The sequence below is a fragment of the Streptomyces sp. NPDC050674 genome, from assembly GCF_040654575.1.
Classification (GTDB): Bacteria; Actinomycetota; Actinomycetes; order Streptomycetales; family Streptomycetaceae; genus Streptomyces.
Window position 1 is genome coordinate 663,405 of the sequence record NZ_JBFAIG010000002.1, and the last position, 24,453, is coordinate 687,857.

26 protein-coding genes are annotated in these 24,453 nt (G+C 71.0%); 21 read left to right on the forward strand and 5 right to left on the reverse strand.

The genetic code is table 11. The features are described from left to right. Positions 1-27: 27 nt before the first annotated feature. The 5 genes from rpmG (at position 28) to AB0I06_RS06470 (ending at position 2,902) form a co-directional block, all read left to right on the forward strand. Entirely contained in the window at positions 28-192 is a 165-nt protein-coding gene (rpmG, locus tag AB0I06_RS06450; protein WP_003991959.1) for a 50S ribosomal protein L33, read from the forward strand. 2 nt (positions 193-194) lie between these two features. Continuing rightward, complete coding sequence (locus tag AB0I06_RS06455) at positions 195-452, forward strand: type B 50S ribosomal protein L31 (RefSeq protein ID WP_363117586.1); 258 nt, start codon at positions 195-197, stop codon at positions 450-452. Positions 453-456: 4 nt separating this feature from the next. Beyond that, on the forward strand, positions 457-1,659 hold the full coding sequence (locus AB0I06_RS06460; protein WP_363117587.1) for a GTP-binding protein: 1,203 nt from the start codon (positions 457-459) through the stop codon (positions 1,657-1,659). Positions 1,660-1,665: 6 nt separating this feature from the next. Further along, positions 1,666-1,899, forward strand: a complete 234-nt coding sequence (rpsR, locus tag AB0I06_RS06465; protein ID WP_363117588.1) for a 30S ribosomal protein S18 — start codon at positions 1,666-1,668, stop codon at positions 1,897-1,899. Positions 1,900-2,686: 787 nt separating this feature from the next. Further along, entirely contained in the window at positions 2,687-2,902 is a 216-nt protein-coding gene (locus AB0I06_RS06470; protein ID WP_363117698.1) for a DUF397 domain-containing protein, read from the forward strand. Between the two features lie 83 nt (positions 2,903-2,985). On the opposite strand, the gene AB0I06_RS06475 is transcribed toward AB0I06_RS06470, so the two are convergent. Next, entirely contained in the window at positions 2,986-3,501 is a 516-nt protein-coding gene (locus AB0I06_RS06475) for an ATP-binding protein (protein WP_363117589.1), read from the reverse strand. A gap of 343 nt (positions 3,502-3,844) precedes the next feature. Between AB0I06_RS06475 and AB0I06_RS06480 the strand changes: the two genes are divergently transcribed. From AB0I06_RS06480 to AB0I06_RS06505, 6 genes are all read left to right on the forward strand, one after another. Next, positions 3,845-4,669 (forward strand): helix-turn-helix transcriptional regulator, encoded by an 825-nt coding sequence (locus AB0I06_RS06480; RefSeq protein ID WP_363117699.1) that lies wholly within the window; start codon positions 3,845-3,847, stop codon positions 4,667-4,669. 103 nt (positions 4,670-4,772) lie between these two features. Next, complete coding sequence (locus tag AB0I06_RS06485; protein WP_363117590.1) at positions 4,773-6,236, forward strand: aldehyde dehydrogenase family protein; 1,464 nt, start codon at positions 4,773-4,775, stop codon at positions 6,234-6,236. 118 nt (positions 6,237-6,354) lie between these two features. Beyond that, positions 6,355-6,906 (forward strand): DinB family protein, encoded by a 552-nt coding sequence (locus AB0I06_RS06490; RefSeq protein WP_363117591.1) that lies wholly within the window; start codon positions 6,355-6,357, stop codon positions 6,904-6,906. A 10-nt stretch (positions 6,907-6,916) separates the two neighbouring features. After that, on the forward strand, positions 6,917-7,558 hold the full coding sequence (locus AB0I06_RS06495; protein WP_363117592.1) for a PadR family transcriptional regulator: 642 nt from the start codon (positions 6,917-6,919) through the stop codon (positions 7,556-7,558). 71 nt (positions 7,559-7,629) lie between these two features. Beyond that, a complete protein-coding gene (locus tag AB0I06_RS06500) occupies positions 7,630-8,580 on the forward strand; it encodes an ATP-binding cassette domain-containing protein (protein ID WP_363117593.1) in 951 nt (316 codons plus the stop codon). Then, the gene (locus AB0I06_RS06505) at positions 8,577-9,338 is read left to right on the forward strand and encodes an ABC transporter permease (protein ID WP_363117594.1); all 762 of its coding nucleotides are present in this window, start codon (positions 8,577-8,579) and stop codon (positions 9,336-9,338) included. Before AB0I06_RS06500 ends, AB0I06_RS06505 begins: the two co-directional genes overlap by 4 nt. On the opposite strand, the gene AB0I06_RS06510 is transcribed toward AB0I06_RS06505, so the two are convergent. Next, positions 9,335-10,741 (reverse strand): glutamate decarboxylase, encoded by a 1,407-nt coding sequence (locus tag AB0I06_RS06510; RefSeq protein WP_363117595.1) that lies wholly within the window; start codon positions 10,739-10,741, stop codon positions 9,335-9,337. The two genes, AB0I06_RS06505 and AB0I06_RS06510, sit on opposite strands and share 4 nt — an antisense overlap. A gap of 38 nt (positions 10,742-10,779) precedes the next feature. Then, positions 10,780-12,066 (reverse strand): ion channel protein, encoded by a 1,287-nt coding sequence (locus AB0I06_RS06515; protein ID WP_363117596.1) that lies wholly within the window; start codon positions 12,064-12,066, stop codon positions 10,780-10,782. Positions 12,067-12,168: 102 nt separating this feature from the next. Between AB0I06_RS06515 and AB0I06_RS06520 the strand changes: the two genes are divergently transcribed. From AB0I06_RS06520 to AB0I06_RS06560, 9 genes are all read left to right on the forward strand, one after another. After that, on the forward strand, positions 12,169-12,933 hold the full coding sequence (locus AB0I06_RS06520; protein WP_363117597.1) for a MerR family transcriptional regulator: 765 nt from the start codon (positions 12,169-12,171) through the stop codon (positions 12,931-12,933). 215 nt (positions 12,934-13,148) lie between these two features. Next, entirely contained in the window at positions 13,149-15,101 is a 1,953-nt protein-coding gene (locus tag AB0I06_RS06525) for an ABC transporter ATP-binding protein (RefSeq protein WP_363117598.1), read from the forward strand. Further along, positions 15,098-16,582, forward strand: a complete 1,485-nt coding sequence (locus tag AB0I06_RS06530; RefSeq protein ID WP_363117599.1) for an NAD(P)/FAD-dependent oxidoreductase — start codon at positions 15,098-15,100, stop codon at positions 16,580-16,582. Before AB0I06_RS06525 ends, AB0I06_RS06530 begins: the two co-directional genes overlap by 4 nt. Positions 16,583-16,879: 297 nt before the next feature. After that, on the forward strand, positions 16,880-17,638 hold the full coding sequence (locus AB0I06_RS06535) for a class I SAM-dependent methyltransferase (protein ID WP_363117600.1): 759 nt from the start codon (positions 16,880-16,882) through the stop codon (positions 17,636-17,638). A 67-nt stretch (positions 17,639-17,705) separates the two neighbouring features. After that, entirely contained in the window at positions 17,706-18,029 is a 324-nt protein-coding gene (locus tag AB0I06_RS06540; RefSeq protein ID WP_363117602.1) for a helix-turn-helix domain-containing protein, read from the forward strand. 190 nt (positions 18,030-18,219) lie between these two features. Next, positions 18,220-19,122, forward strand: coding sequence for an alpha/beta hydrolase (locus AB0I06_RS06545; RefSeq protein WP_363117603.1), 903 nt, complete (start codon positions 18,220-18,222; stop codon positions 19,120-19,122). After that, entirely contained in the window at positions 19,119-19,706 is a 588-nt protein-coding gene (locus AB0I06_RS06550; RefSeq protein ID WP_363117604.1) for a hypothetical protein, read from the forward strand. Before AB0I06_RS06545 ends, AB0I06_RS06550 begins: the two co-directional genes overlap by 4 nt. Before the next feature lie 129 nt (positions 19,707-19,835). Further along, a complete protein-coding gene (locus tag AB0I06_RS06555) occupies positions 19,836-20,018 on the forward strand; it encodes a linaridin family RiPP (RefSeq protein ID WP_099046143.1) in 183 nt (60 codons plus the stop codon). A 141-nt stretch (positions 20,019-20,159) separates the two neighbouring features. Then, positions 20,160-21,056, forward strand: coding sequence for a hypothetical protein (locus AB0I06_RS06560; protein WP_363117605.1), 897 nt, complete (start codon positions 20,160-20,162; stop codon positions 21,054-21,056). Between the two features lie 113 nt (positions 21,057-21,169). On the opposite strand, the gene AB0I06_RS06565 is transcribed toward AB0I06_RS06560, so the two are convergent. Continuing rightward, positions 21,170-21,544: a YbjQ family protein gene (locus AB0I06_RS06565; protein ID WP_363117606.1), complete on the reverse strand. Its 375-nt coding sequence runs from the start codon at positions 21,542-21,544 to the stop codon at positions 21,170-21,172. Between the two features lie 134 nt (positions 21,545-21,678). Here AB0I06_RS06565 and AB0I06_RS06570 point away from each other — a divergent pair, with 134 nt between their 5' ends. Then, positions 21,679-22,620, forward strand: a complete 942-nt coding sequence (locus tag AB0I06_RS06570; protein WP_363117607.1) for a VTT domain-containing protein — start codon at positions 21,679-21,681, stop codon at positions 22,618-22,620. Positions 22,621-22,659: 39 nt separating this feature from the next. Here the strand turns inward: AB0I06_RS06570 and AB0I06_RS06575 are convergent, their stop codons facing one another. After that, entirely contained in the window at positions 22,660-24,357 is a 1,698-nt protein-coding gene (locus AB0I06_RS06575) for a threonine/serine exporter family protein (RefSeq protein ID WP_363117700.1), read from the reverse strand. Positions 24,358-24,453 lie beyond the last annotated feature (96 nt).

The following is a 24,453-nucleotide window of genomic DNA, read 5'->3' on the forward strand; positions in this document are numbered from 1 at the left end:
GGGATTCATTTTCAGTATCATAGCGGCATGGCACGCAACGAACTCCGGCCGGTCATCAAGCTCCGGTCCACCGCCGGGACCGGCTTCACCTACGTGACCCGCAAGAACCGCCGTAACGACCCGGACCGGCTGACCCTGCGCAAGTTCGATCCGGTCGCCGGCCGCCACGTCGACTTCCGAGAGGAGCGCTGACCATGCGCCAGGGAATCCACCCGCAGTACGGGCCCGTCGTCTTCCGCGACCGTGCCGCGAACTACGCCTTCCTCACCCGCTCGACCCTGTCCGCCACGGCGGGCGAGAAGACGATCGAGTGGGAGGACGGCAACACCTACCCGGTCGTGGACGTCGAGATCTCCGATGTCAGCCACCCCTTCTACACCGGCACGGCCCGCGTCCTGGACACCGCCGGCCGCGTGGAGCGCTTCGAGCGCCGGTACGGAAAGAAGGGCTGACCCGGTGGCCGTCCCTCCTGGGCTCCCCGTCGTGATCGTCGGCGGGCTGCACGCCGACGCCCGCCGGGCGGCCGTCGCGCGGCTGCTCGCCGACGTCCCCGGCAGCGTCGTCCTCCACCACGACCTGTCGACGGCCGCCGCGGGCACCGTCGTACGGACCGTCAGGGACGCCTCCGGCCTCCTCGACCTGGGGGAGGCGCCGCTCGTCAACGACTGCGCGTGCTGCGCCCTGCGCGAGGACCTGGTGCCGGAGCTGGAGCGGCTGCGCGACGCCGGGGCCACCCGGCTCGCGGTCGTCGAACTGTGGGACTCCGTCGAGCCCAAGGCCATGGCCGAGGTCGTCACGGCCGGAGGGCTCACCGTGAGCGGCGTGATCACCGCCGTCGACCCGGCCCTGGTCCTGCCGTACCTCGGCAACGGCGACGACCTGGCCGACGGCGGTCTCGCCGCGGCGGCGACCGACCAGCGCACGGTGGCCGACACCTTCGCACGCCAGCTGGAGTACGCCCCCGTCCTCGCGGTCGCCGATTCCCCGGAGGCCGACGACGAGGACCGTGAGCTGCTCGCGCAACTGCACCCGACGGCCCGCCTGGCCCCCATCGGGTGCGAGGCTCCCGCGGATCCGGCCGGTGACGGTCTGACGGTGCCGGCCCCCCGCCGGCGCCCGCTGTCGTCCCTGGCCGAGGCCGCCCTGGCCGGTTTCGACGTCGAGGCGGCCGCCGCCGCCCAGCACCCGGCCTGCGCCCTGCTTCCCGCGGAGGCCGACGCGCACGGTGTCTCCACCCTGGTCTGGAGCCGCCGCCGTCCCTTCCACCCGGAGCGGCTCTACGCCGCGCTGGAGGACCTGACCTGTGCGGCCGCCCGCAGCCGGGGCCGGTTCTGGCTCGCCGACAAGCCCGACACGCTGTTCCACTGGGACGCGGCGGGCGGGGCCCTGTGCGTCGAGAGCGCGGGCCCGTGGCTGGCCTCCCTGCCCGACGCGGCCTGGGAGATGGTCCCGCCGGTGCGCCGCGCCGCCGCCGCGCTGGACTGGCACCCCGAACACGGCGACCGGGGTCAGCACCTCGTCTTCACCTCGCCCGGCCTCGACCGGGACGGTCTGGAGCGACTGCTGGAGTCCTGCCTGCTCACCGACGCCGAATACGCCGCCGGGCGCGATGCCTGGCAGCGGCTGCCGCACGCCTTCGACACCCTCCTGGAGGTCTGACCCCTCATGCCGCGCAAGCCCGACCGCAAACCCGCCAAGGACCGGCCCAACCCCCTGGACCAGGCCGGGATCACGTACATCGACTACAAGGACACCGACCTGCTGCGGAAGTTCATCTCCGACCGCGGCAAGATCCGCAGCCGCCGCGTCACGCGGGTGTCGTCCCAGCAGCAACGGCAACTGGCCAGGGCCATCAAGAACGCCCGCGAGATGGCCCTGCTGCCCTACAGCGCCCGCTGATCCCCGCCCGAGGAGCTGAGGTCCCCGACGATCGCTGGAGCTCAAGCGTCGCCTCGGGGGCCTCAGCTCCTCATCCCCCCGGGGCGGGACCGGCCTCGCCCCGGGTGACGTTCCCCACGCTTGACGACCGGCAAGTCTCCCGTCCGGGCAACGGGAGGTCCTGCGAGCGGTCTCTCGCGGCCCGGGCCGCAGCCCCCGGCGGACCGTCGGGACCGGGTCCGATGTCGGCCGGGCGGTCGTGCGGAGGCCGTTCGCGGCAGCGTCCCGGGGGCGTCTGCCGACCGGGTGGGCGGGGACGGGAGCCGGGCGCGTGTCCGGCGATGGGCCGAGGACGGTACCGGTCACGCGGAGGACCCCGCCCTCCTGCGACCGGCCCAATTTTCCCCGTACCCGCAGGCCGGGGCCGTCTTCCGGATGCGGGTCGGCCGGCCGAACGGCCGCGGCCGGGCCCCGCGCCCCAGCTCACGCTTCTCCGGTGCGGCCCCCCGCCCGGCCCCTCGTCCGGCGGTCGACCGGATGCTCCGCCTCCACCCGGCCTCCCCCGGAGCGGCGAGTTCGCCGCGCGCCGGGGGAACGTGAGGCGGGCCGAAGCCGTCAAACAGTCAAGAACTTCGGTCGAGCGGGGCCAGCGCTGTAACCGCGGGACCACCCCGCGTGCACGTGCATCTGCTCCTGCATCTGCACATGAACAGAGCTATGATCCGGGTCAGTTGACCACTGCATCAATGGCCACACCAGCCAGTGCACCACCGGGGAGCGACCTGTGGACCACGACGTGTACAACGGTATGGCGGCCGCGCGGCTGCACGGTGTGGCCTGGCAGAAGAGCCGGCACAGCAACTCGCAGGGCTCGTGCGTGGAGTTCGCCCGGCTGCCGGGCGGAGACGTGGCCGTGCGCAACTCGCGCTTCCCCGACGGGCCCGCGCTGGTCTACACCCGTGCGGAGATCGAGGCGATGCTGCTCGGGGTGAAGGACGGCGAGTTCGACCACCTGGTGGGATGAAGGCCCTGCCTCCGCAGGGCCGTCAGGTGCGCGCCGCGCGGTGACGCGCGTAGAACCGCGGCGCGAGAAGGCGCCGCGGTGTCTCATTCCCCGTGCGGCCGGGTACCGGAGCGCGGCAGCCGGAACAGTGCCCAGACCACCTTGCCGTCGAGCGCGCCCGCGAGCGGGTGCCAGCCCCAGCTGTCGCTGAAGGAGTCGACGAGGAACAGCCCGCGGCCCGACTCGGCCGAGAAGTCGTCGGTCTCCCGGGCCACCGGACTGTCGTGACTGGGGTCGCGCACCGCGCACACCAGCCGCTCGGTCCACCGCATCAGGTGCAGCCGCACGGGAGCCTCACGGCCCCCGGCGCACGCGCTGTTCGCCGGCAGGCCGTGCCGCAGGGCGTTGGTGACGAGTTCCGAGACCACCAGACAGACGTCGTCGAACCGGTCGCCCATGTCCCACCGGTCGAGGGTCTTTCGGGTGAACCGCCGTGCCTCGCGCACCGCTTCGTAGCGGGCGGGAAGGGCGCAGGAGGCGGCGTCGGACACGGCCGCGGGATCCAGCGGCGGAAGGCCCTGCCGTAACGGCTCGAGCATGGTCGATCCATTCGTCCCCATGCGAGGCACTCCCGGGAATTCGCGGTCGGTGCGATGCGGCGGTGGTGCGGGACCATGGTTTCGGATGCGTACAGCAGATGCAAGGGCAGATGCACGTGCACGTGACCGGATTGCGACGTCCCGTACCGCTTGTTGGCCAATTTTTCCGTCATCTTCGCGTCTCCCTTTGGTCGTTCGCTTGCCTCTTTCTTGCTCACCCGCGCGAGCGCCGACCGACTGGATTCCGTTTCCGTAACCGGGCGAGTACTGCTCGGAGTGTTTTAGTGGCAGACTGCGGCCCCTGGAGACGTTGGGGAGGCTGGCGAACGTGAGCGCGGGAGAGCCGGGATCGGTGGTGCGGCGCATGCTGCTCGGATCACAACTCAGGCGACTGCGTGAGGCGCGGGGCATCACGCGCGAGGCGGCGGGCTATTCGATCCGCGCCTCCGAGTCGAAGATCAGCCGGATGGAGTTGGGCCGGGTGAGCTTCAAGACCAGAGACGTCGAGGACCTGCTGACCCTGTACGGCATCACGGACGAGCAGGAGCGCGCCTCCCTGCTGTCCCTGGCGAAAGAGGCCAACGTCGCGGGGTGGTGGCACAGTTACTCGGACGTGCTGCCCAGCTGGTTCCCGACCTACGTCGGCCTGGAGGGCGCGGCGTCGCTGATCCGGGCCTACGAGGTGCAGTTCGTGCACGGACTGCTGCAGACCGAGGCGTACGCCCACGCGGTGGTCCGGCGGGGCATGCAGGGCGCGAGCGAGGCCGACGTCGAGCGCCGGGTCGCGCTGCGTCTGGAGCGCCAGAAGCACCTCGTCGACGAGCGCGCCCCCGACTTCCACATCATCCTGGACGAGGCCGCCCTGCGCCGCCCCTACGGCGACCGCGCGGTGATGCGCGGCCAGCTCCAGCACCTCATCGACATCTCCGAGCGGCCCAACGTGCGCCTCCAGGTGGTGCCGTTCAGCATGGGCGGTCACTCCGGCGAAAGTGGCGCGTTCACGATCCTCAGCTTCCCGGAGTCCGACCTGTCGGACGTGGTGTACCTGGAGCAGCTCACCAGCGCGCTGTACCTGGACAAGGCCGAGGACGTCGCCCAGTACGAGAGGGCACTCAAGGAGCTCCAGAGCGACAGCCCGGGCCCCTCGGAGAGCCGGGACCTCCTGCGGGGGCTCCTCCAGCTCTCCTGAAGGCCCAAGGACCCCTTCAACTCACCTGAAACATCAGTACGATGACGTGTGATCAGATCGTGAAGGCGCGATCAGAGGCCTGCCAGGGATCGAGGGGTCACACATGTCGTCGTCCTGCTTCACCGACCTTGCACAGCAGTACATCGACGGTGAGTGGCGCCCGGGTACCGGCTCCTGGGACATCATCGACTTCAACCCGTACGACGGCGAGAAGCTGGCGTCGATCACCATAGCCACGGCCGACGAGGTCGATCAGGCGTACCGGGCCGCCGCCCGTGCCCAGAAGCAGTGGGCGGCGACCAACCCCTACGCCCGCCGGGCGGTCTTCGAGAAGGCGCTGCGCCTGATCGAGGAACGCGAGGCCGAGATCTCCGAGGCCATCGTCGCCGAGCTCGGCGGCACCCGCCTGAAGGCCGCCTTCGAGCTGCACCTCGCCAAGGAGTTCCTGCGCGAGGCGGTCCATCTGGCGCTTGCTCCCGAGGGCCGGATCATCCCCTCACCGGTGGACGGCAAGGAGAACCGCGTCTACCGCGTGCCGGTCGGTGTCGTGGGCGTGATCAGCCCCTTCAACTTCCCGTTCCTGCTGTCGATCAAGTCAGTCGCCCCGGCGCTCGCGCTCGGCAACGCCGTGGTGCTCAAGCCGTACCAGAACACGCCGATCGTCGGCGGTTCCCTGGTCGCGAAGCTCTTCGAGGACGCGGGGCTGCCCGGCGGTCTGCTGAACGTCGTCATCACCGACATCGCGGAGATCGGCGACGCCTTCATCGAGCACCCGGTCCCCAAGGTCATCTCCTTCACCGGCTCGGACGCGGTCGGCCGGCACGTAGCGACGGTCTGCGCCCGGCTGTTCAAGCGCTCGGTGCTCGAACTGGGCGGCAACAGCGCGCTGGTGGTCCTCGACGACGCCGATGTCGACTACGCGGTCGACGCGGCCGTCTTCAGCCGGTACGTCCATCAGGGCCAGGTCTGCATGGCCGCCAACCGGATCCTCGTGGACCGGTCGATCGCGGACGAGTTCACGGAGAAGTTCGTCGCCAAGGTGAAGTCCCTCAAGACGGGCGACCCGCGCGACCCGGAGACCGTCATCGGCCCGGTCATCAACTCCTCTCAGGCGGACGCCGTCTCCGGTGTGGTCGAGCAGGCCCTCGCGGAGGGTGCCACGGCCCTGGTGCGCGGCGGGCGGAGCGACAACCTCGTCGAGCCGTCCGTGCTGACCGACGTGCCCGCGGACTCGGCGCTGCTGCGCCAGGAGGTCTTCGGCCCGGTCGCGTTCCTCGTCCCGTTCGACGGCGAGGAGGAGGCCCTCCACCTCGTCAACGACACCCCGTACGGGCTGAGCGGTGCCGTGCACACCGGGAACATCGAGCGGGGCGTCGCCTTCGCCCGGCAGATCGACACGGGCATGTTCCACGTGAACGACGGCACCGTGCACGACGAGCCGATCGTCCCGTTCGGCGGCGAGAAGCACTCGGGCATCGGCCGGCTCAACGGCGACACGATGCTGGACTCCTTCACGACGACCAAGTGGATCTCGGTGCAGCACGGCCGCAGCGGCTTCCCGTTCTAGCCCTTCCGAGCCTTCGCCCGGCCCGCCGGACCCTTGCGGACAGAAGCTGACCGCAAGGGTCCGTAGCGTGGTCGTTGTCAGGGGGAAAGGCCCCCGGACCCGGTGAAAGGCGGCAGTCATGGTCACTCACGTTCCGGCTGAGGCGCACGGCGACGAGCGCGGAGCCCTCCTGTCCTTCATCGCCGAGCAGCGCGGAGGCGTCCGCCGGGCGGTGCTCGGGCTGACGGACGAGCAGGCGGCTTCCCGCCCCAGCGCCAGTGAGCTGTCCCTGGCCGGGCTGGTCAAGCACGTCGCCGAGGTCGAGCAGATGTGGGTCTCCCTGGCCAAGGGCGAGCCGCCGGCCGTGGTGCGGGACCAGAGCAACTGGCACGAGTGCTTCCGACTGGTCGAGGGCGAGACCGTCGCCTCGCAGCTGGAGTACTGGGAGAAGGTCGCCGCCGAGACGGAGGCGTACATCCGCTCGGTCCCGAGCCTGGACGACACGTTCGCGCTGCCTGCCCAGCCCTGGTTCCCGCCGGACGGCCGGGTCTCGCACCGCTGGCTCTGCCTGCACCTCATCCGCGAGACGGCCCGGCACGCCGGACACGCCGACATCATCCGCGAGTCGCTGGACGGCAGGACGGCATTCGAACTGGTGGCCGAGGAGCAGCGGGTCGTGGCCGGGCCATAACCTGGACCGCATGTCAACCATCCGCCTCCTCGTGCTCGGCGCGGTCCGTATGCACGGCCGCGCCCACGGCTACCAGGTGCGCAACGACCTGGAGTACTGGGGTGCGCACGAGTGGTCCACCGCCAAGCCCGGCTCGATCTACCACGCCCTGAAGCAGATGGCCAAGCAGGGCCTGCTGCACGCGCACGAGATCGCCCCGTCGACGGCCGGCGGCCCGCCGCGCACGGAGTACGAGATCACCGGGCAGGGCACCGAGGAGTACTTCCGGCTGCTGCGTGAGGCGCTGGTCACCTACGACCAGCGCGGGGACATGAAGACGGCCGCCGTCGGCTTCGTCGTCGACCTGCCCCGGGCCGAGGCGGTCGCGCTGCTGAAGGAGCGGATCCTGCGCATCGAGCAGTGGCGGACCTCCGTCCTGGAGCACTACGTGCCCGAGGAGGGGCCCGAACAGCTCGGCCACATCGGCGAGATCATGAACATGTGGGTGCACACGGCCGACTCCGAGGCCGAGTGGACCCGCGGTCTCGTCGCGCGCGTCGAGGGCGGCGCCTACACCTTCGCCGACGAGGGGGACCCGTTCGTCGGGGTCCTGGCCGACGGCGAGGAGAACCCCTACGCGACGGGGGAGCGGCACCCCGGGGATGCGGACTGATCAAGTTTGACGAATGGCCTCCGCCTGCTTACCCTCGACCTTGTAGTCAAGTTTGACTAGCGAGGGGGCTCATGACCGACACGGCGATCACCGTCGAAGGCGCGGAGAAGACGTACGGCGACAAGAAGGCGCTGGACGGGCTCGACCTGACGGTCGCGCGCGGCACGGTGCACGGGGTGCTCGGCCCGAACGGCGCGGGCAAGACCACCCTGGTGAGGATCCTGTCCACCCTGCTGCGGCCGGACGCGGGCCGGGTCCGGGTCGCGGGGCACGACGTGGTGCGCGAGGCGTACGCCGTGCGGTCGCGCATCGGCCTGCTCGGCCAGCACGCCGCCCTCGACGAGGAGCTCGGGGGCCGGCAGAACCTGGAGCTGTTCGGCCGGCTGCACCACCTGGGCGCCAGAGGGGCACGCGCGCGTGCCGGTGAGCTCCTGGAGCGCTTCGGCCTGGCCGGCACGGGCCGCAAGGCGGTCCGGCAGTACAGCGGTGGCATGCGGCGGCGTCTGGACCTCGCCGCCTCCCTGATCACCGAGCCGGAGGTGCTGTTCCTGGACGAACCCACCACCGGACTCGACCCGCGCGGCCGCGCCGAGGTGTGGGCCTGCGTGCGCTCCCTGACCGACGGCGGTACGACGGTCCTGCTCACCACCCAGTACCTGGAGGAGGCCGACCAGCTCGCCGACCGCATCTCGGTCGTCGACGCCGGCCGGGTCATCGCCGAGGGCACGCCGGACGAGCTGAAGGCGCGGACGGGCGGCGACCGCATCGACGTGGTCCTGCGCGACGCCGGCCGACTCGGCGCGGCCGTCGCCCTGCTGCCCCTCACCGGGGTCAGCGTGGATGCCGACCGCCGGCTGCTGAGCGCCCCGGTCACCGACCGCATGGAGGCGCTCTTCGGGGTCGTACGGGCCCTCGAGGAGGCCGGGATCGAGGCGGAGGACGTCGCCCTGCGCCGTCCGACGCTGGACGAGGTGTTCCTGCATCTCACCGGAGACGACCGCCGGATGAAGGAGGCCGCGTGAGCGCCCACGCACTGACCGACTCCTGGACCATGACCCGCCGGGAACTCGCCCGCTGGGGACGGCAGCCGGCGCAGCTGGTCGTCGGCCTGGTCTTCCCGGTGATGCTCCTGCTGATGTTCGGCTACCTGGTCGGCGGCGGCCGGGGCGTGAGCGGTGAGTACCGCGACTACCTGATCCCCGGCATGCTCGCGCTCACCATGGCCTTCGGCCTGGAGGGCACGATGCTCGCCGTCACACAGGACCTCGGCAAGGGCGTGATCGACCGCTTCCGGTCGATGCCGATGGCCGACGGGGCCGTGCTGGTGGGCCGTTCGGCCGCCGACATGCTCCAGTCCGCGCTGGCCCTGGCCGTGCTCATCGGCGTGGGCGCCGCGCTCGGCTGGCGGCCGGGAGGAGGCCCGGTGGCCCTCCTCCAAGCCGTGGGCCTGCTGCTCCTGTTCCGGTTCGCCATGCTGTGGATCGGCATCCACCTGGCGCTGGTGGCCGGGAAACCGGAGATGGTCCAGGCCGTGCAGATCCTGGTCTGGCCGGTCGGCTTCCTCTCCAACGCCCTGGCCGCTCCCGGCTCCATGCCCGGCTGGCTGGGCACGGCCGTCGAGTGGAACCCGATGTCCCACACCGCCACCGCCGTACGGGACCTGTTCGACGTGCCCGGCACGCAGTCCGGGCACGTCTGGGCGGCGGTCGTCTGGCCCCTGGCGCTGCTGGCGGTGTTCTTCCCGCTGGCGGTGCGGAGGTTCGCACGCCTGAGCCGTTAGTGGTGGAAGCCGGTCGCCGCGTCCTTGTCCTTCGTCAGCGGGCGCGGCTGCCGGCGCAGGTCCGGCAGCAGCCGTTCCAGGTCCTCGGCGAGCAGCTCGGCGAGGTCGGCGGAGAAGCCGTTGCGGCACACCACCCGCAGCACGGACAGGTCCTGACGGTTCTCCGGGAAGGTGTACGCGGGCACCAGCCAGCCGTGCTCGCGCAGCCGCCGCGACACGTCGAAGACGTCGTACGCCGTGACGTCCGGCGCGGTCGTGAAGGCGAACACCGGCAGTTCGTCGCCCCGGGTCAGCAGCCGGAAGTCGCCGAGCGCCTCGATGCGCCCGGCAAGCCCCGTGGCCACGTCCCGCGCGGCCTGCTGGACGACCCGGTAGCCCTCCCGGCCCAGCCGGAGGAACGTGTAGTACTGCGCCACGACCTGCGCGCCCGGCCGGGAGAAGTTCAGCGCGAACGTCGGCATGTCGCCGCCCAGGTAGTTCACCCGGAAGACCAGCTCCTCGGGCAGCGCGTCCGCGTCCCGCCACAGCGCCCAGCCGACGCCCGGGTAGACCAGCCCGTACTTGTGCCCCGAGGTGTTGATCGACGCCACCCTCGGCAGCCGGAAGTCCCACACCAGGTCCTCGTCGAGGAACGGCGCGACCATGGCGCCCGACGCCCCGTCGACATGCACGGGGATGTCGAGCCCGGTCCGCTCGTGCAGCGCGTCCAGCGCGGCGCACAGCTCGGCGATCGGCTCGTAGGAGCCGTCGAAGGTGGAGCCGAGGATGCCGACGACCCCGATGGTGTTCTCGTCGCACAGTTCGGCGGCGGCCTGCGGGTCGAGGTGGAAGCGCTCGCCCACCATGGGCACCAGCCGGGCCTCCACCTCCCAGAAGTTGCAGAACTTCTCCCAGCAGACCTGCACGTTGACGCCCATCACCAGATTGGGCCGGGCCCCGGGGTAGCGGTCGGCGTTGCGCTTCGCCCAGCGCCGCTTCAGCGCCATGCCGGCGAGCATGCACGCCTCGCTCGACCCGGTCGTCGAGCACCCGACGGCGGTCGCCGGGTCGGGCGCGTTCCACAGGTCGGCGAGCATCGCCACGCAGCGCCGCTCCAGCTCGGCGGTGCGCGGGTACTCGTCCTTGTCGATCATGTTCTTGTCCCGGCACTCCGCCATCAGCACCCCCGCCTCGGGTTCCATCCAGGTGGTGACGAAGGTGGCGAGGTTCAGCCGCGCGTTGCCGTCGAGCATCAGCTCGTCGCGCACCAGCTGGTGGGCGGTCGCCGGGGCCAAGGGCTGGTCCGGGAGCCGGTGGGTGGGCGGGGCCTCGGCCATGTCGCCGAGCGGGTTGGCCGGGCCGTAGAAGGGGTTGACGGACAGACGGCGTCCGCCGGGCCGGGGGGATCCTTCGTGGAGCGGCATGGGTGCCTCCGGGGGGTGGGGTCGAGAGGGGGACGGCTTCAGCGGACGGGGGTGCCGTCCTCCCGCAGCTGCATCTGCGGCCGGCCGGTCACCAGCAGCCAGGCCCCGAGCGAGGCGACGCAGAGCAGGGCGAGGATCCCGGCCTCGGCGACCAGGACCGCGGCGACGAAGAGGCTCACCCAGCCCTGCCGGGTGATCGCCAGCAGCATCCCGAGCACCCCGGCCGAGACGCCCACCGAGGCATGCACCCCGGGCACCAGGGCGTGGGCGCACAGGCCGAGGGCGGTGCCGATGAACACGGCCGGGAAGATGCGCCCGCCGCGGAACCCGCAGGACGCGGCCACCAGCAGCGCGGCCAGCTTCACCAGGGTCAGCAGGGCGTACTCCCCGGCCGAGCGGCCGTCCGGGTCGCGGGCCAGCTCGGCGATCTCGTCGAGCCCCTTGAACAGCGTCAGGTGCCCGCCCAGGGCCGCGAGGGCGCCCAGCACGGCCCCGCCGGCCGGGAGCATCAGCATCGGGTGCCGCAGCCGCCGGAACGCCCCGTGCACGTACGGGAGCGCCCGCACGGCGCACATGCCGAGCAGCGCGCCCGCGCAGGCGACCACGACCACCGCCAGCAGGTCGGCCCAGCCGGGGCGCCCGAAGGACGGCAGGTTCAGGTCGAAGCTCGGGTGTTCCAGGAGGGAGGCGGTCAGCGCGCCGGCCGCGGCGGCGGTCAGCGGCGCGAAGAGGTTGTCCCAGAGCAGGCCGCGCGTCTCCTGCCGGGCCAGCACCTCGGAGATCACCAGGGCGGCCGCCACGGGCGTGCCGAACAGCGCCCCGAGCGTCGCCGCCTCCGCCAGGGCCGGCCAGATCCGGCCCGGCGCGCGCGGCACGGCCCGGCCGCCCAGCCAGACCGCCAGCCCGACGTTCACGGCGATGATCGGGTTCTCCGGACCGAGGCTGGGCCCGCCGGCCAGCATCAGCGCGGTCGCCAGCAGCAGCCCGGGCAGCACGGCGGGCGGCAGGACGGGCGCGTCCAGACCGACGGTCGCCGGGTCCGGGCCCGCGTGCCCGGGCGCCTTCCACACCACCAGACCGACCGCGACGCCGGTCCCGACGAGCATCACGAACATCCACGTCACGGAGTACCGGCCGACGCCGAGCGCGTCCGGCACGGTCTGCCAGAGCACGTCCTGGAGCTCCTCGGCGGCGGCACTGACCCCCACCAGGATCAGGCTGGAGATCACCCCCACGGCGAGGGCGGGCAGGATCGCCGGCAGCAGGGCGCGCGCGGGGGTCGACGGGGTGACGGAGGATGCCCGCTCTTCGGTGTCCTGGACCACGGGCCCACGATAAACGGATCAAACGGTACAAACGGGAAACACGCTTGCACCTCACGTGGCGTGAGGCCCGACCGTGGAGCACGGAAGAAGAAGGGAGCGGTAGTGAGCTACTCCGTAGGACAGGTCGCGGGATTCGCCGGCGTCACGGTGCGCACGCTGCACCACTACGACGACATCGGCCTGCTCGTCCCGAGCGAACGCAGCCCGGCGGGACACCGGCGTTACAGCGACGCCGACCTCGACCGGTTGCAGCAGATCCTGTTCTACCGGGAGCTCGGCTTTCCGCTCGACGAGGTCGCCGCCCTGCTCGACGACCCGGACGCGGACCCGCGCGCACACCTGCGCCGGCAGCACGAACTGCTGACCGCCCGGATCGAGAAGCTGCGGAAGATGGCGGCGGCCGTGGAGCAGGCCATGGAGGCACGCACGATGGGACTCAACCTCACGCCCGAGGAGAAGTTCGAAGTCTTCGGGGACAACGACCCCGAGCAGTACGACGAGGAGGTGCGGGAACGCTGGGGCGGCACCGAGGAGTACGCCGAGTCGCAGCGCCGCACCGCGAGCTACACGAAGGAGGACTGGAAGCGCATCCAGGCCGAGGCCGCCGACTGGGGCGAGCGCTACGTCGCCCTGATGGCGGCGGGCGAGCCACCCACCGGCGAGGCGGCCATGGCCCTGGCCGAGGAGCACCGGCAGCACATCTGCGCGTCGTTCTACGAGTGCTCCTACGAACTGCACCGCTGCCTCGGCGAGATGTACGTCTCCGACGAGCGCTTCACGGCGTTCTACGACGCCATGCGCCCGGGGCTCGCCGAGCACCTGCGGGACGCGATCGTGGCGAACGCGGACCGCCACAGCGCCGGGTAAGAGTCACGCAAAAGGGAGAGCGCTTAAGTTGCGGACATCCGCCCGCCTCTTTCCCGTCCTGTGCCGGGGGGCCGATCGCCGGTCACTTTACTCATAAGTTGAGGCCGGACGAGCGTGTTAGCTTCGAACGCCTTGACGACGGGACTCGTGCGGCGCAGCTGTCTTTCCGGCGCGTGCCGAGGGGTGTGACCGTCGGCAAAGCGGGGGGAGCGCTGATGGCGAGTCACGGGACGGATCACGGGAAAGAGGCGAGCCCGCGGGCCCGGGGAGCGAACGGCGCGCAGTCGGTGGCGAGCGTCGCCCGACAGCACACCGGACTGCTGCTCACGGGCGTGCTGCTCGGGTTGCTGGGAGTGGCCGCCTCCCTCACCCAGCCCTGGGCCATCGGCAACCTGATCGAGGCGGCGGGCGCGGGAGCCTCGATGCGGGGCCCCGTCGTCCAGCTGGTCGGCCTCTTCTGCGCGGGCGCGCTCTTCTCCGCCCTCCAGGCCTACGTCATCGGGCGGGCCGGGGAGAACATCGTCTTCGACGTCCGCGAGATCCTGGTCGGGCGGCTTCTGCGCGCCGACCTCACGGCGTTCGCGAGGGAATCCCAGGGCGACATCTTCACCCGCACCGTCACCGACACCTCCCTGGCGAGGATCGCCCTGGCCCAGAGCCTCGCCCAGCTGATCGTCAGCGGCGCCACCGTCATCGGCGGTGTCGTGCTGATGTGCCTCATCGATCTGTGGCTGATGGCCATCACCATGAGCTGCCTGGCGGTCGCCGGTGTCCTGTCCGTCACCCTCGCCCGGAAGCTGCGCAAGGCCGCTCTGCGCAACCGCGACGACACGGGGGCCTTCGCCGCCGGCATCCAGCGCGTGCTGTCCGCGCTGCCCACCGTGAAGGCCTCCCGCGCCGAGTCCCGTGAGGCCGCGCGCATCGGCGAACTGGCCGGCACGACACGGCGCTCGGGCATCCGGGTCAACGCCTTCAACGCCCTGCTGATGCCGTCCATGAACGTCGGGACGCAGGGCGCACTGGCCGTCGTCGTGGGCGTCGGGATGGCCTGGGTGGCCCGCGGCGAGATGGACATGGCCAGTCTGACCACGTTCATCATGTACCTGTTCCAGCTGGTGTCCCCGCTGGTCATGCTCTTCATGGGGGTGGGGCAGCTCGTGCAGGGCCGGGCCGCCATCCAGCGCGTGGACGAACTCGCGCGCCTGCCCCAGGAGGACGACGTCCCGGCCGGTGCGGCCGGCACCGCGCCCCTCGCGCAACTGGCCCCGCATTGGCCGGCGGTGGAGTTCCACGACGTCCGCTTCGCCTACCGGCGGGGCAGGGAGGCGGAGCGGGCGCAGGTCCTCGACGGCGTCTCGTTCAGCGTGCCCACGCGCGGACTGACAGCGGTGGTCGGACCGTCGGGCGCGGGCAAGACCACCCTGTTCCAGCTGATCGAACGCTTCTACCCGGTGGACGGCGGACAGATCCGGCTCGGCGGGCGGAACGTCCAGGCGCTTCCCCTCGACACCGTCCGGGGGCTGGTGGGCTACGTCCAGCAGGACAGCACGGCCCTGCGCGGCACCATCCGGGAGAACCTGACCTACGCCCGTCCGCACGCCGGTGAGGACGACATCCGGGAAGCGGTGGAGATGGCCGGACTCGCCTCGGTGATCGCCCGGCTCCCGCACGGCCTCGACACCGAACTCGGCGACCAGGGCAGCGGGTTGTCCGGCGGGCAGCGCCAACGCCTGTGCATCGCCCGCACACTGCTCCAGCGGCCCGCGGTCATGCTGCTCGACGAGGCCACCTCCAACCTGGACTCCGACTCCGAGCGGGACTTCCGCGAGGTGCTGCGCCGGGTCTCCCGGCGGTGCGCGGTCATCACCATCGCCCACCGCATCTCCACGGTGATCGACGCCGACCAGATCGTGGTGATGGAGGCGGGCAGGGTCCGGGCCGTCGGCGTGCACCGGGACCTGATGGAGCACGACGAGCTCTACCGGCGCCTGGCCGGCTCCCAATTGCACGCCGGGCCCGGCCCCGCCGCCCCGGCGACTCGCCCCGGGCCGGGGGAGGCGTGGGCTGCCGTGCCCGCGCCCCCCGTCGCCGCCGGCCGGCCGCCGTTCACCGGGTTCGCCGAGCAGACGTTGCGGCTTCGGCCCGTCAACAGTGAGGAGCAGCGGTGAGCACCACCGATGTCGCCATCGTGGGCACCGGACCCAACGGCCTCGCGGCCGGTGTCGTCCTGGCCCGGGCCGGTCTGCGCGTGGAGCTGCACGAGGCGGCCGAGACCATCGGGGGAGGGCTGCGCACCGCTTCGCTCTTCGACTCCGACGTGGTGCACGACCTCTGCTCCGCCGTCCACCCCATGGCCGCCGCCTCCGCGTTCTTCCGGGCCTTCGATCTGCCGGCCCGCGGGGTCGAGCTCCTCCAGCCCGAGATCAGTTACGCCCATCCGCTGGACGGGGGACGCGCCGCCCTGGCCTACCGGTCCCTGGAGCGGACCTGCGAACACCTGGGCGCCGACGGCCCACGGTGGCGCCGGCTGATGGGGCCGCTGCTCGACCACAGCGCGGCGGTCGTCGACCTCGTCCTGTCCGGGCAGCGCCGGCTGCCGCGGGACCCCGTGGCGGCCGTGCTGCTGGCGAGCCGGGTGGCCCTGCACGCAGGCCCGCTCGGCGCGGCGCGCTTCCGGGGCGAGCAGGCTCCCGCCCTGCTCACCGGTGTCGCCGCGCACGCGCTCGGCAAGCTGCCGAGCGTGGCGTCCGCCGGGGTGGCCATGCTGCTGGGCCACCTGGCCCACGGGACCGGGTGGCCGCTGCCGCGCGGTGGCAGCGGCCGGATCGCACAGGCGCTGGCCGACGACATCACGGCGCACGGCGGCGTCTTCCACACCGGGCACCACGTGGCCGACCTGTCCGAACTGCGCGGCGCCCGCGCGGTGTTGCTCGACACCAGCCCCAAGGGTGTGCTGGCCCTCGCGGGCGACCGGCTGCCGGCCGGCTACGCGCGCGCTCTGCGGCGGTTCCGCTACGGCCCGGGCGCCGCCAAGGTCGACTTCCTGGTCTCCGAGCCGATCCCCTGGGCCGATCCGGCGGTGGGCCGTGCCGGAACGGTCCATCTGGGCGGCACACACGCCGAGATGGCGCGCCAGGAGACGGCGAACGCCCGCGGTGAGCGCACCGAGGAGCCGTTCGTCCTCGTGGTGGACCCGGCGGTGGCCGACCCCGGGCGGGCCCTGCCGGGCAAGCGCCCCGTGTGGGCGTACGCGCACGTGCCCAACGGCGACCCCACCGACCCCTACGACCTGGTCCGGGCACGGATCGAGCGGTACGCCCCGGGGTTCTCGGACACCGTGGTCGCCCACCGTTCCGTCGCCGCCGCTCAGTACGAGGCGTACAACCCCAACTACGTGGGCGGGGACATCGGTTCGGGAGCGATGACGCTCTACCAGAGCATCGCGCGGCCCGTACCGCGCCTCGACCCCTACCGCACGCCGCTGCCGGGCGTCTTCCTGTGCTCCTCGGCCACCCCGCCGGGTCCCAGTGTGCACGGAATGTCTGGATACCTGTCCGCTCTTTCCGCTCTCCGCCATTGTTTCGGGATATATGATGCGCCCGACTTGACGTTCGACCCGTCGACACTCGAATTCGGACGCCGTGGCTAATCGGGAGCCCCGCTGATCCGCCTTGTCCTTCAACTCTCGCTGCCGCAACCCGATGTGACGAATTCGGCCCGGAAAATTGATGGATCCGTTGATAACCGGTTTGGTACGGTGGAGGTAACGAAGGCCGCCCCACCGGCCCCGTTGAGGCGTTACCGCTGATGCTTGACCAATCACGCGGGTGGTTGCGGTGCTTCCGCGGCCGATGCAGCCGACATCCAGTTGTAATCGGTTTCAGTTCCTCGGCTTCATGGCGCTCCCATCGGTAAGGCAGTGGGGACAGCATGAGGGGGAATATCTGTGGATACCGGAGTCGACGACATAGGCTACGGCAGACAGTTCGATGGCTGGTACGACCGGCTCATCCCGGACGACAGACTCACCGCGGAGGCCGTCGCGGGACTGCGCGACCGCCATCCCGCTCCCGAACTGGGAACCCTTGAATTCGGAGTCGGCACCGGGCGGATCGCCATCCCGCTCTCCCGGAGCGTCGGCCACGTGACCGGCGTGGACTCCTCACCCGAGATGCTGGACGCGCTGCGCGTCAAGCTGAAGGACGGCGGGGACGTCACCCCGGTGCACGGGGACATCCGCTCGTACACCTCGGAATCCCGCTACGGAATGGTGTATTCCGTATGTGCGACCCTGTCCTGCCTCACCACCGCCGAGGACCAGCAGCGGGCCGTCCGGCGCGCCGCCGACCTCCTGGTCCCCGGCGGCCGGCTGGTGATCGAGACGCACAACAAGCCGGCGATCGTGCGACTGCACGAAGGCCTGGCCCGTACCACGTACTTCGTGCCCTACCCGGAGCCCGGGACCGGTGTGCAGACCCACTCCACCCTGCTGGACGGGGGTCTGTGGCAGTGCTCGCACATCCTGTACCAGAGCGACGGCACCACCCGGGTCGGCAACGAACTCACCCGGCTGACCACCCCGGACGACGTCGACGGCTACGCCCGCGCGGCCGGGCTGGTCCCCGAGTCCCGCATGTCCCGCTGGGACGGCACCCCCTACAGCGAGCAGGCACCCCTGTTCATGTGCTGCTACCTCAAGCGCTGAGCGCACCAGACACTGCACACGGTTGGTCATAAGGGGGTTGCACATGGGGCGTCCGCCAGTACTTCCGGTGGACAAGAAACTCGGACTGGTGGTCCGGGTGATGAGCGGTGACCTGACAGCGGCGGAGGCCGCACGGGAAGCAGGAGTCTCCGAACAGTCGGTATCGAACTGGCGGAGACAGTTTATTGAGGGTGGCCGTAACGGCCTGGCCGGCGAAGGTGGAAAAGACACCGAGGAAGCATCCCGGATGGCCGAACTGGCCAAAGAGAACGCGATGCTGAAGACAACGATCGGTGAACTCTACCTGGAACTGCGCAAGTACGGCCGCAGTGCCGCCCTCCGTCCGCCGCAGCCCCGGGGCAGAGTCCGCCCGGGACGGCTGGTCAATTAACTCATTAATTGAGCCCGGGATCTCCTGTTAGTGTTTCGGGCAGACAGTCACTCCACATCACGGGGGAGGGAATGTGGCGTCTCTGGAACGCCAGTTTACCGTCGGTATTGCTGGATTGGCCGGCGCAAGCCTTCTGACCGGTGCGGTAACCCGATTCACCGGTGCGCGCGAGCGTGCGCGGCGTTATCAGATGCATGAAAGGCCGGACGGCAGCCTCGTCGAGGTCGACGTCCATATTCCTCCGCAGGCGCAGCGAGCCGTTCTGCTGGACAACGGAATGGGCGCACCCCAGGAATACTGGGACTGGGTCTGCCGCGCACTTCCCGCGGACATGGGATACGTACGCTTCAACCGCCCCGGCTACGGGCTCAGCACCCCGGGCACCCGCTACGGCCTCGAGGCGCATTTCGAGCTGTTGCAGGAGCTGCGCGACACCTACATCGACGACCTTCCCGTCGTGCTGGCGGGGCACTCCCTGGGCGGGTACTTCGTGGCGGCCTACGCGTCGCTGCACCCGGGCGCTGTGCGGGGTGTGACCCACGTGGTGATGATCGACGCCACCGAAGTGGTCAGCCTGCGCCACGCCCGCCGAACCGACGTCGACCGCTGGTCCCACCAGCGGATGATGATGGAGCAGGTGTTCGCCGCCACGGGACTCTCGGTCTTCCGCCCGGCCATGAACACGCACCAGCAGTACCGTCCGGAGATCAACCGGAGCCACCGGGCGTTCCTGGCCACCCCGCGCAACTGGGCCACGGCGCACCGGGAGTACCGCGACGCCCAGACCTACCCGGAACTGACCCGCCTGGACTGCCCGTTGACCGTCATCACGGCGGAGAACAACATCGGCGACAACACCCTGCACGCCGGAATCCAGGCCAGGCTGGCCGTCATCTCCGAGCGCAGCCGGCATCACTTCGTGGCCGGCTCGGACCACGAGTCCCTGCTCTCGGTGCGCAAGCACGCCGAAGAGGTGACGGAACTGATCACCGGCGAACCGCCCTCCGAGTCGCTCGGGGAGTCGTGGCGGCCGTCCACCACGGCACGCCGGATCGTCGGCGACGCCGCGGTGCGGGAGGAGGAACCGGCGTGATCCCGAAGATGGACACCGAGCGTGTGAAGACCGCCGCCGTCACGACGTCACTGGCCGCATGGCTGGTCGCCACGGCCGTGGCACAGATCCCCGAGCAGCGCTTCGACGGTCTGCTGCGGCGCGGGAAGCTGCGCATTCCCACCCCGAACTGGCGCTTCTTCGGGCCGAACCCGGGCGTCAAGGACAACCACCTGCTCTACCGCGACATCACGGCTGGAAAGCCCGGTGAGTGGACGGAGGTCCCGATCGTCCAGGACCGGCCGTGGTACGCGCTGGCCTGGAACGCCCGCAACCGGAGCCCGAAGGCCCTGTTCGACGCGACCCAGCACGCCCTCGCCCACGCGGTCGCCTTCGGATCGGCGGTCCTCCCCGTGACGACCGCCTCCGGATACCGGCTGCTCGGGCGCTACATCCAGCTGCACCTGCCGCACGCCGAGGGCGCCACGCACAGCCAGTTCATGCTGCTGCACTCGTACCCCACCAGCCCGCAGGACCGGCAGATCGAACCCGTCTTCGTCTCCATGGAATTCCCCCTGGACGGAGACGTCACCCCCGCCGAGGCACCGTCGCGCATTCCCGCGTGAACGGGCGGCCCGAGCCTTTCGACCGGAAGCCGCGAGCTCACTCGGCACCCTCGTGCCGCGTGAGTCCGCGCCCTCCCGCCGAACGGCCGGAGAACTGTTCCGCGCATTACCGACAGGAAGAGGACAACCATGTCTGTTGTGGCTGATTTCGCCAACACCGAGCTGGCTGACGTGACTCCGGGCCGTATCGGCAACGACGCGACCCCGACCATGCTCACCCCGCTGGCCGCCCTCGCCACCCCGGAGGGTGTCGCGGTGACCGCCGCGACCGCCTACGCGCTGAACGAGGTCACCAACGACCTCGCCGGCTGACCGACGGGCCCTCAGGCGACGCTGACCGGCATCGCCGGCTCCGTCCTGTGAAAGCGGCGGCACGGTACGCCCGATACGCATACCGTGCCGCCGTTCGCCGTATCAACCGTACTCGCATCACACCGTCGGGAGCACCCATCCATGTTCCTCAGCGCTCCGCCCGAGGTCACGGCACGCCGAGTGGCTTCGCTGGGCACGTTGGTCTCCGCACTGGAAATGCTGAGCCAGTCGCGCAAGTTCGAAGAGGGCGAAATGCTGAGCGGCCAGGTGGCCAACATGCGCCCCAAGTTCGCCAAGCGCTTTCCCCGGCTGACGCGCGCCCTGGAGTCCAAGAAGGCGGCCGTCGCCCTGTACGGGGTGCAGGCGGGTGCCTCCGCCGCGACGCTGATCTGGGCCCACAAGCGCGGCGTGCGCACGGCGGGCAGTGCCGTCCTGGCGGTGACGGGCGCGGCCGGGCGGCTGCGCACCCCCTTCGGCGGTGACGGCGCCGACCAGCTCCAGCAGGTGATCAACATCGTCCTCGCCTCGACCGGCACCTTCAAGGACGGCGACAAGGCCCGCGACGTGGCCATGCGCGCCCTCGCGCTGGAGACGACCATCTCCTATGTCGCGTCCGGCGTGGTCAAGCTCGTCTCCCCGGTGTGGCTCAGCGGAGAGGCGTTCAACGGGGTCATCCGTACGCGCAACTACGGTGACCAGCGCGTGTACCGGCTGGTGCACAAGTACCCCACCGTGGGCAAGCTCGTGACCTGGGGGACGGTCGCCGCGGAGGTCTCCTTCCCGCTGGTCTTCGTCCTGCCCAAGCCCGCGGCGAAGGCGTTCCTCGGCTCGATGACGCTGTTCCACCTCGGCATCGGGCAGTTCATGGGCCTCAACCGTTTCGTGCTGGCCTTCGGCGCCACCCACCCGGCGCTCCTGTACGTCTTCGCCGAGAGCGACAAGCGGGCGGAACTGGCCGGCAAGACCGTCGCGGCCCTCGCCCCCGCCGCGGCCGCCGCCGGCGCGGCCCTCGCCCCCGCCGCGGCCGCCGCCAGGTAGCGGGCGGACGCGAGGCGGACGAGGGACGGCAGCGAGGGCGGACGAGCGGGTACGGCAGCCGGATTCCCGGGAGGCACGCGGCGGGTCTCCGGCTACCGTCGGCAGCGCTCCTGTCACGCCATGTGCGCGTCCTCGATCACCACCGCCGTGCCGTACGCGCACACCTCGGTGCCCACGTCCGCCGCCTCCGTCACGTCGAAGCGGAACGCCAGGACGCAGTTGGCGCCCCGCGCGCGTGCCTGTTCGACCAGTCGCTCCATGGCCTGGTTGCGGGTCTGCACGAGGGTCTTGGTGAGCCCGCGCAGCTCGCCGCCGACCATCGACTTCAGCCCGGCGCCGATCTGGCTCCCCAGGTGCCGGGAGCGCACGGTCAGGCCGAAGACCTCACCGATCACCTCGCGCACGTGGTAGCCGGGAACGTCGTTCGTGGTGACGACGAGGACGTCGGGCCGGGGGCCCTGTCCACCGCCGTATTCATCGATGCCCATGGTCCACAGCTTTGCCCGGGACGGCCCACGGTGCATCCTGAGTACCCCCATGGAACCTGGGCCGGGACGGCTGCGTTGATACTTTGAGGCAGCCAGCCCAGCCCGTCCCCCACTGCAGCAGGAGCCACATCCCCGTGACCACGCTTGCGCTCGGCCCCGAGTGGCTCAGCCCGGACTACCTGATCTCGACGTTCAGCCTGCCCGGGATCCTGCTCATCGTCTTCGCGGAGTCCGGTCTCTTCGCCTTCCTGCCCGGCGACTCCCTGCTGTTCACGGCCGGCCTCTTCGTCGCCGAGGGGACCTACATCAGCCAGCCGCTGTGGCTGGTCTGCACCCTGATCGTGCTGGCCGCCGTCCTCGGCGACCAAGTGGGCTACATGATCGGCAAGTTCCTGGGCCCGAAGCTCTTCAGCCGTCCCAACTCCAAGCTCTTCAAGCAGGAGAACCTGGACAAGGCCCACGAGTTCATGGAGAAGTACGGTCCCAAGGCGATCGTGCTGGCCCGCTTCGTGCCCATCGTGCGCACCTTCGCCCCCATCGTGGCCGGCGCCGGCCGCATGAAGTACCGCACGTTCCTCACGTACAACGTCATCGGCGGCGTCGCCTGGGGCACCGGCGTCACCCTCGCGGGCTACTGGCTCGGCCAGATCGCCTTCATCAAGAAGAACGTCGAGCCGATCCTGGTCCTGATCGTCCTGCTCTCCGTCGTGCCGATCATCTTCGAGTACCTGCGGGACCGCTCGAAGAAGAAGCGGGCCGCGGCGCAGGCCCCCGCGGAGCGGCAGCAGCCCCCCGCCATGGACGACGCCACCACGCAGCTGCGCCGCATCACCCCGCAGGACCAGCCGCCCCACCAGCAGCCGCAGCAGCCCCCGTACGGCCGGCAGAACGGCCACCAGGAGCAGCAGTACTACGGCCAGTACCCGCAGACCCCGGGCTACGGCCAACCCCAGCAGCAGGGCGGCGGTCACCAGCAGCAGGGGTACGGCCATCAGCAGCAGGGCTACGGTCAGCAGCAGGGCTACGGCCATCAGCAGGGCGGCGGTCACCAGCAGCCGTACAACGGCGGTTACTGAACCGCGAACGCCCCCGCCGGTCCGCGGCCGCCTAAGCCATCAGAAGCCCCTGGTGCGCTTGGCGGCCCTTCGCTTCTCCGCGGACCCGATGCGCAGGAACATCCGGGAGATCTCGGAACCCAGGTTCACCCCGATGGCGATGGCCATGGCGAGCGCCACCGCCTTGGACAGAGACACCAGCCCTTCGTCGATCTCGTTCTGCGCGATGGCCAGCAGCCCGAAGTAGGTCGCCGAACCCGGCAGCAGAGGCCCGATCGCCGCCGTCGTGTACGGCAGGGCGGAGGCGAACTGGTACCGGGACAGCAACTGCCCGAACAGCCCCACCAGCCCCGCGGCCGCCGCCGTGGACGCCACCGGCGAGATGTCTCCCACGTAGTGCATCGCGCCGTACACGATCCACGCGACACCGCCGTTCAGGGTCACCCACACCACGGTGGATCGTTCCTGCTGGAGCAGGACCGCGAACGCCAGGGACAGCAGCATCGACGCCCCGATCATCATCACCGGGTCGTCGGAGGCGCCGAGCGCCTGGTCCGGGTTGAGCCGCGCTCCCAGCTGCACGCCGAAGTACAGCACCAGCAGCACACCCGCGACGATGCCGACGAAGAAGTACAGGACCTCCAGCAGACGCGCGGACGCGGTGATGTAGAACCCCGTCAGTCCGTCCTGCACCCCCGCCACCAGGGCCCGCCCGGGCAGCAGCGCGAACAGCCCACCGGTGATGACCGCGGAGGCCTTCACGTCGACATGGCCCAGCGTCAGCGCGACCCCGATCGCGGCCGGCGGCATCGCGGCCACCGTGAACTGGTAGAACTCCGGCAGCCCGCGCCCCGCGCACAGCCACGCCAGCCGGTCACCGAGCATCGCGCCCAGCGCCGCCGCGACGAACACGACCACGTCACCGCCCACCAGGACGGAGGCCGCACCCGCCAGCAGGCCGCTCGCACCGGTCAGCGCCCAGCCGGGGTAGGGGTGCCGGTTACGGCGGATCTCCGCCAGCCGCCGGTAGGCCTCCTCCAGGGAGACGGCCGTCTCGTCGTCGCTGAGGTCGTCCACCAGCTGGTATACGGCCGCGAGCCGCGTGTAGTCGGTGCCCCGGCGGCGCACGGTGCGTGACGCCGTGACCGGGTCCTCGACGAGGGACGGCTGGTACGAGATGGCCAGCAGCGTGAAGGTGACGTTGGGCTCGCAGCGGTCCAGGCCGTAGGACCGGCAGACGGCGAACATCGCCGCCTCCACGTCCTCGGCGCCCTCACCGCCCGCCAGCAGCAACTCGCCGATACGCAACGTCAGGTCGAGCACGCGCGGCACGGCGGGCCCGCTCTCGTCGCCGCCGCGCTGGATCGTCTCCGGCGCCGGCCGGTCCGCCACCGGCATGCGCAGCATCGTGCGCATCCGGTCCTGCCAGGGCACGTCCTTGGTCAGACTGACCACGGGGATCCCGCTCGGCGGTGTGAAGGCCGTCGGAGGGTGCTTCGCGCTGTACGTGCTCGGCGGGGTGAACGCCGACCCCTCCTGCTCCACCGCGGGCGCCGCATGGACGTCCAGCCCCTGCGGCACCGCGAACTCGGAGGTCGTCTCGGACTCCGTACCGGCCGCTCTGTGCAGGGCCAGACCCTCGGGGATCGCGAACTCCGACGTCGTCGACATGTCTCCGTCGACGCCGGTCCCGGCCGGAGGCAGGAAGGCGCTCCTGGCCTCGTCCGACTTCGGCTTGCGGTCCTCCGCGTCCATCACTGCCTGGCGCTCCCTGTACGACACGTCAGCCTCGTACCCCCCACAGGCTCAGTATGCGCACAGACGGACGAACGGGCCGCACACGCAGGCGTGCGG

Bases quoted from the DNA above. Each gene is read 5' to 3' on its own strand.
- rpmG (WP_003991959.1), top strand. From the start codon at position 28: ATGGCACGCAACGAACTCCGGCCGGTCATCAAGCTCCGGTCCACCGCC.
- AB0I06_RS06455 (WP_363117586.1), top strand. From the start codon at position 195: ATGCGCCAGGGAATCCACCCGCAGTACGGGCCCGTCGTCTTCCGCGAC.
- rpsR (WP_363117588.1), top strand. From the start codon at position 1,666: ATGCCGCGCAAGCCCGACCGCAAACCCGCCAAGGACCGGCCCAACCCC.
- AB0I06_RS06470 (WP_363117698.1), top strand. From the start codon at position 2,687: ATGGCGGCCGCGCGGCTGCACGGTGTGGCCTGGCAGAAGAGCCGGCAC.
- AB0I06_RS06475 (WP_363117589.1), bottom strand. From the start codon at position 3,501: ATGGGGACGAATGGATCGACCATGCTCGAGCCGTTACGGCAGGGCCTT.
- AB0I06_RS06480 (WP_363117699.1), top strand. From the start codon at position 3,845: ATGCTGCTCGGATCACAACTCAGGCGACTGCGTGAGGCGCGGGGCATC.
- AB0I06_RS06485 (WP_363117590.1), top strand. From the start codon at position 4,773: ATGTCGTCGTCCTGCTTCACCGACCTTGCACAGCAGTACATCGACGGT.
- AB0I06_RS06490 (WP_363117591.1), top strand. From the start codon at position 6,355: ATGGTCACTCACGTTCCGGCTGAGGCGCACGGCGACGAGCGCGGAGCC.
- AB0I06_RS06495 (WP_363117592.1), top strand. From the start codon at position 6,917: ATGTCAACCATCCGCCTCCTCGTGCTCGGCGCGGTCCGTATGCACGGC.
- AB0I06_RS06500 (WP_363117593.1), top strand. From the start codon at position 7,630: ATGACCGACACGGCGATCACCGTCGAAGGCGCGGAGAAGACGTACGGC.
- AB0I06_RS06510 (WP_363117595.1), bottom strand. From the start codon at position 10,741: ATGCCGCTCCACGAAGGATCCCCCCGGCCCGGCGGACGCCGTCTGTCC.
- AB0I06_RS06525 (WP_363117598.1), top strand. From the start codon at position 13,149: ATGGCGAGTCACGGGACGGATCACGGGAAAGAGGCGAGCCCGCGGGCC.
- AB0I06_RS06545 (WP_363117603.1), top strand. From the start codon at position 18,220: ATGCATGAAAGGCCGGACGGCAGCCTCGTCGAGGTCGACGTCCATATT.
- AB0I06_RS06555 (WP_099046143.1), top strand. From the start codon at position 19,836: ATGTCTGTTGTGGCTGATTTCGCCAACACCGAGCTGGCTGACGTGACT.
- AB0I06_RS06560 (WP_363117605.1), top strand. From the start codon at position 20,160: ATGTTCCTCAGCGCTCCGCCCGAGGTCACGGCACGCCGAGTGGCTTCG.
- AB0I06_RS06565 (WP_363117606.1), bottom strand. From the start codon at position 21,544: ATGGGCATCGATGAATACGGCGGTGGACAGGGCCCCCGGCCCGACGTC.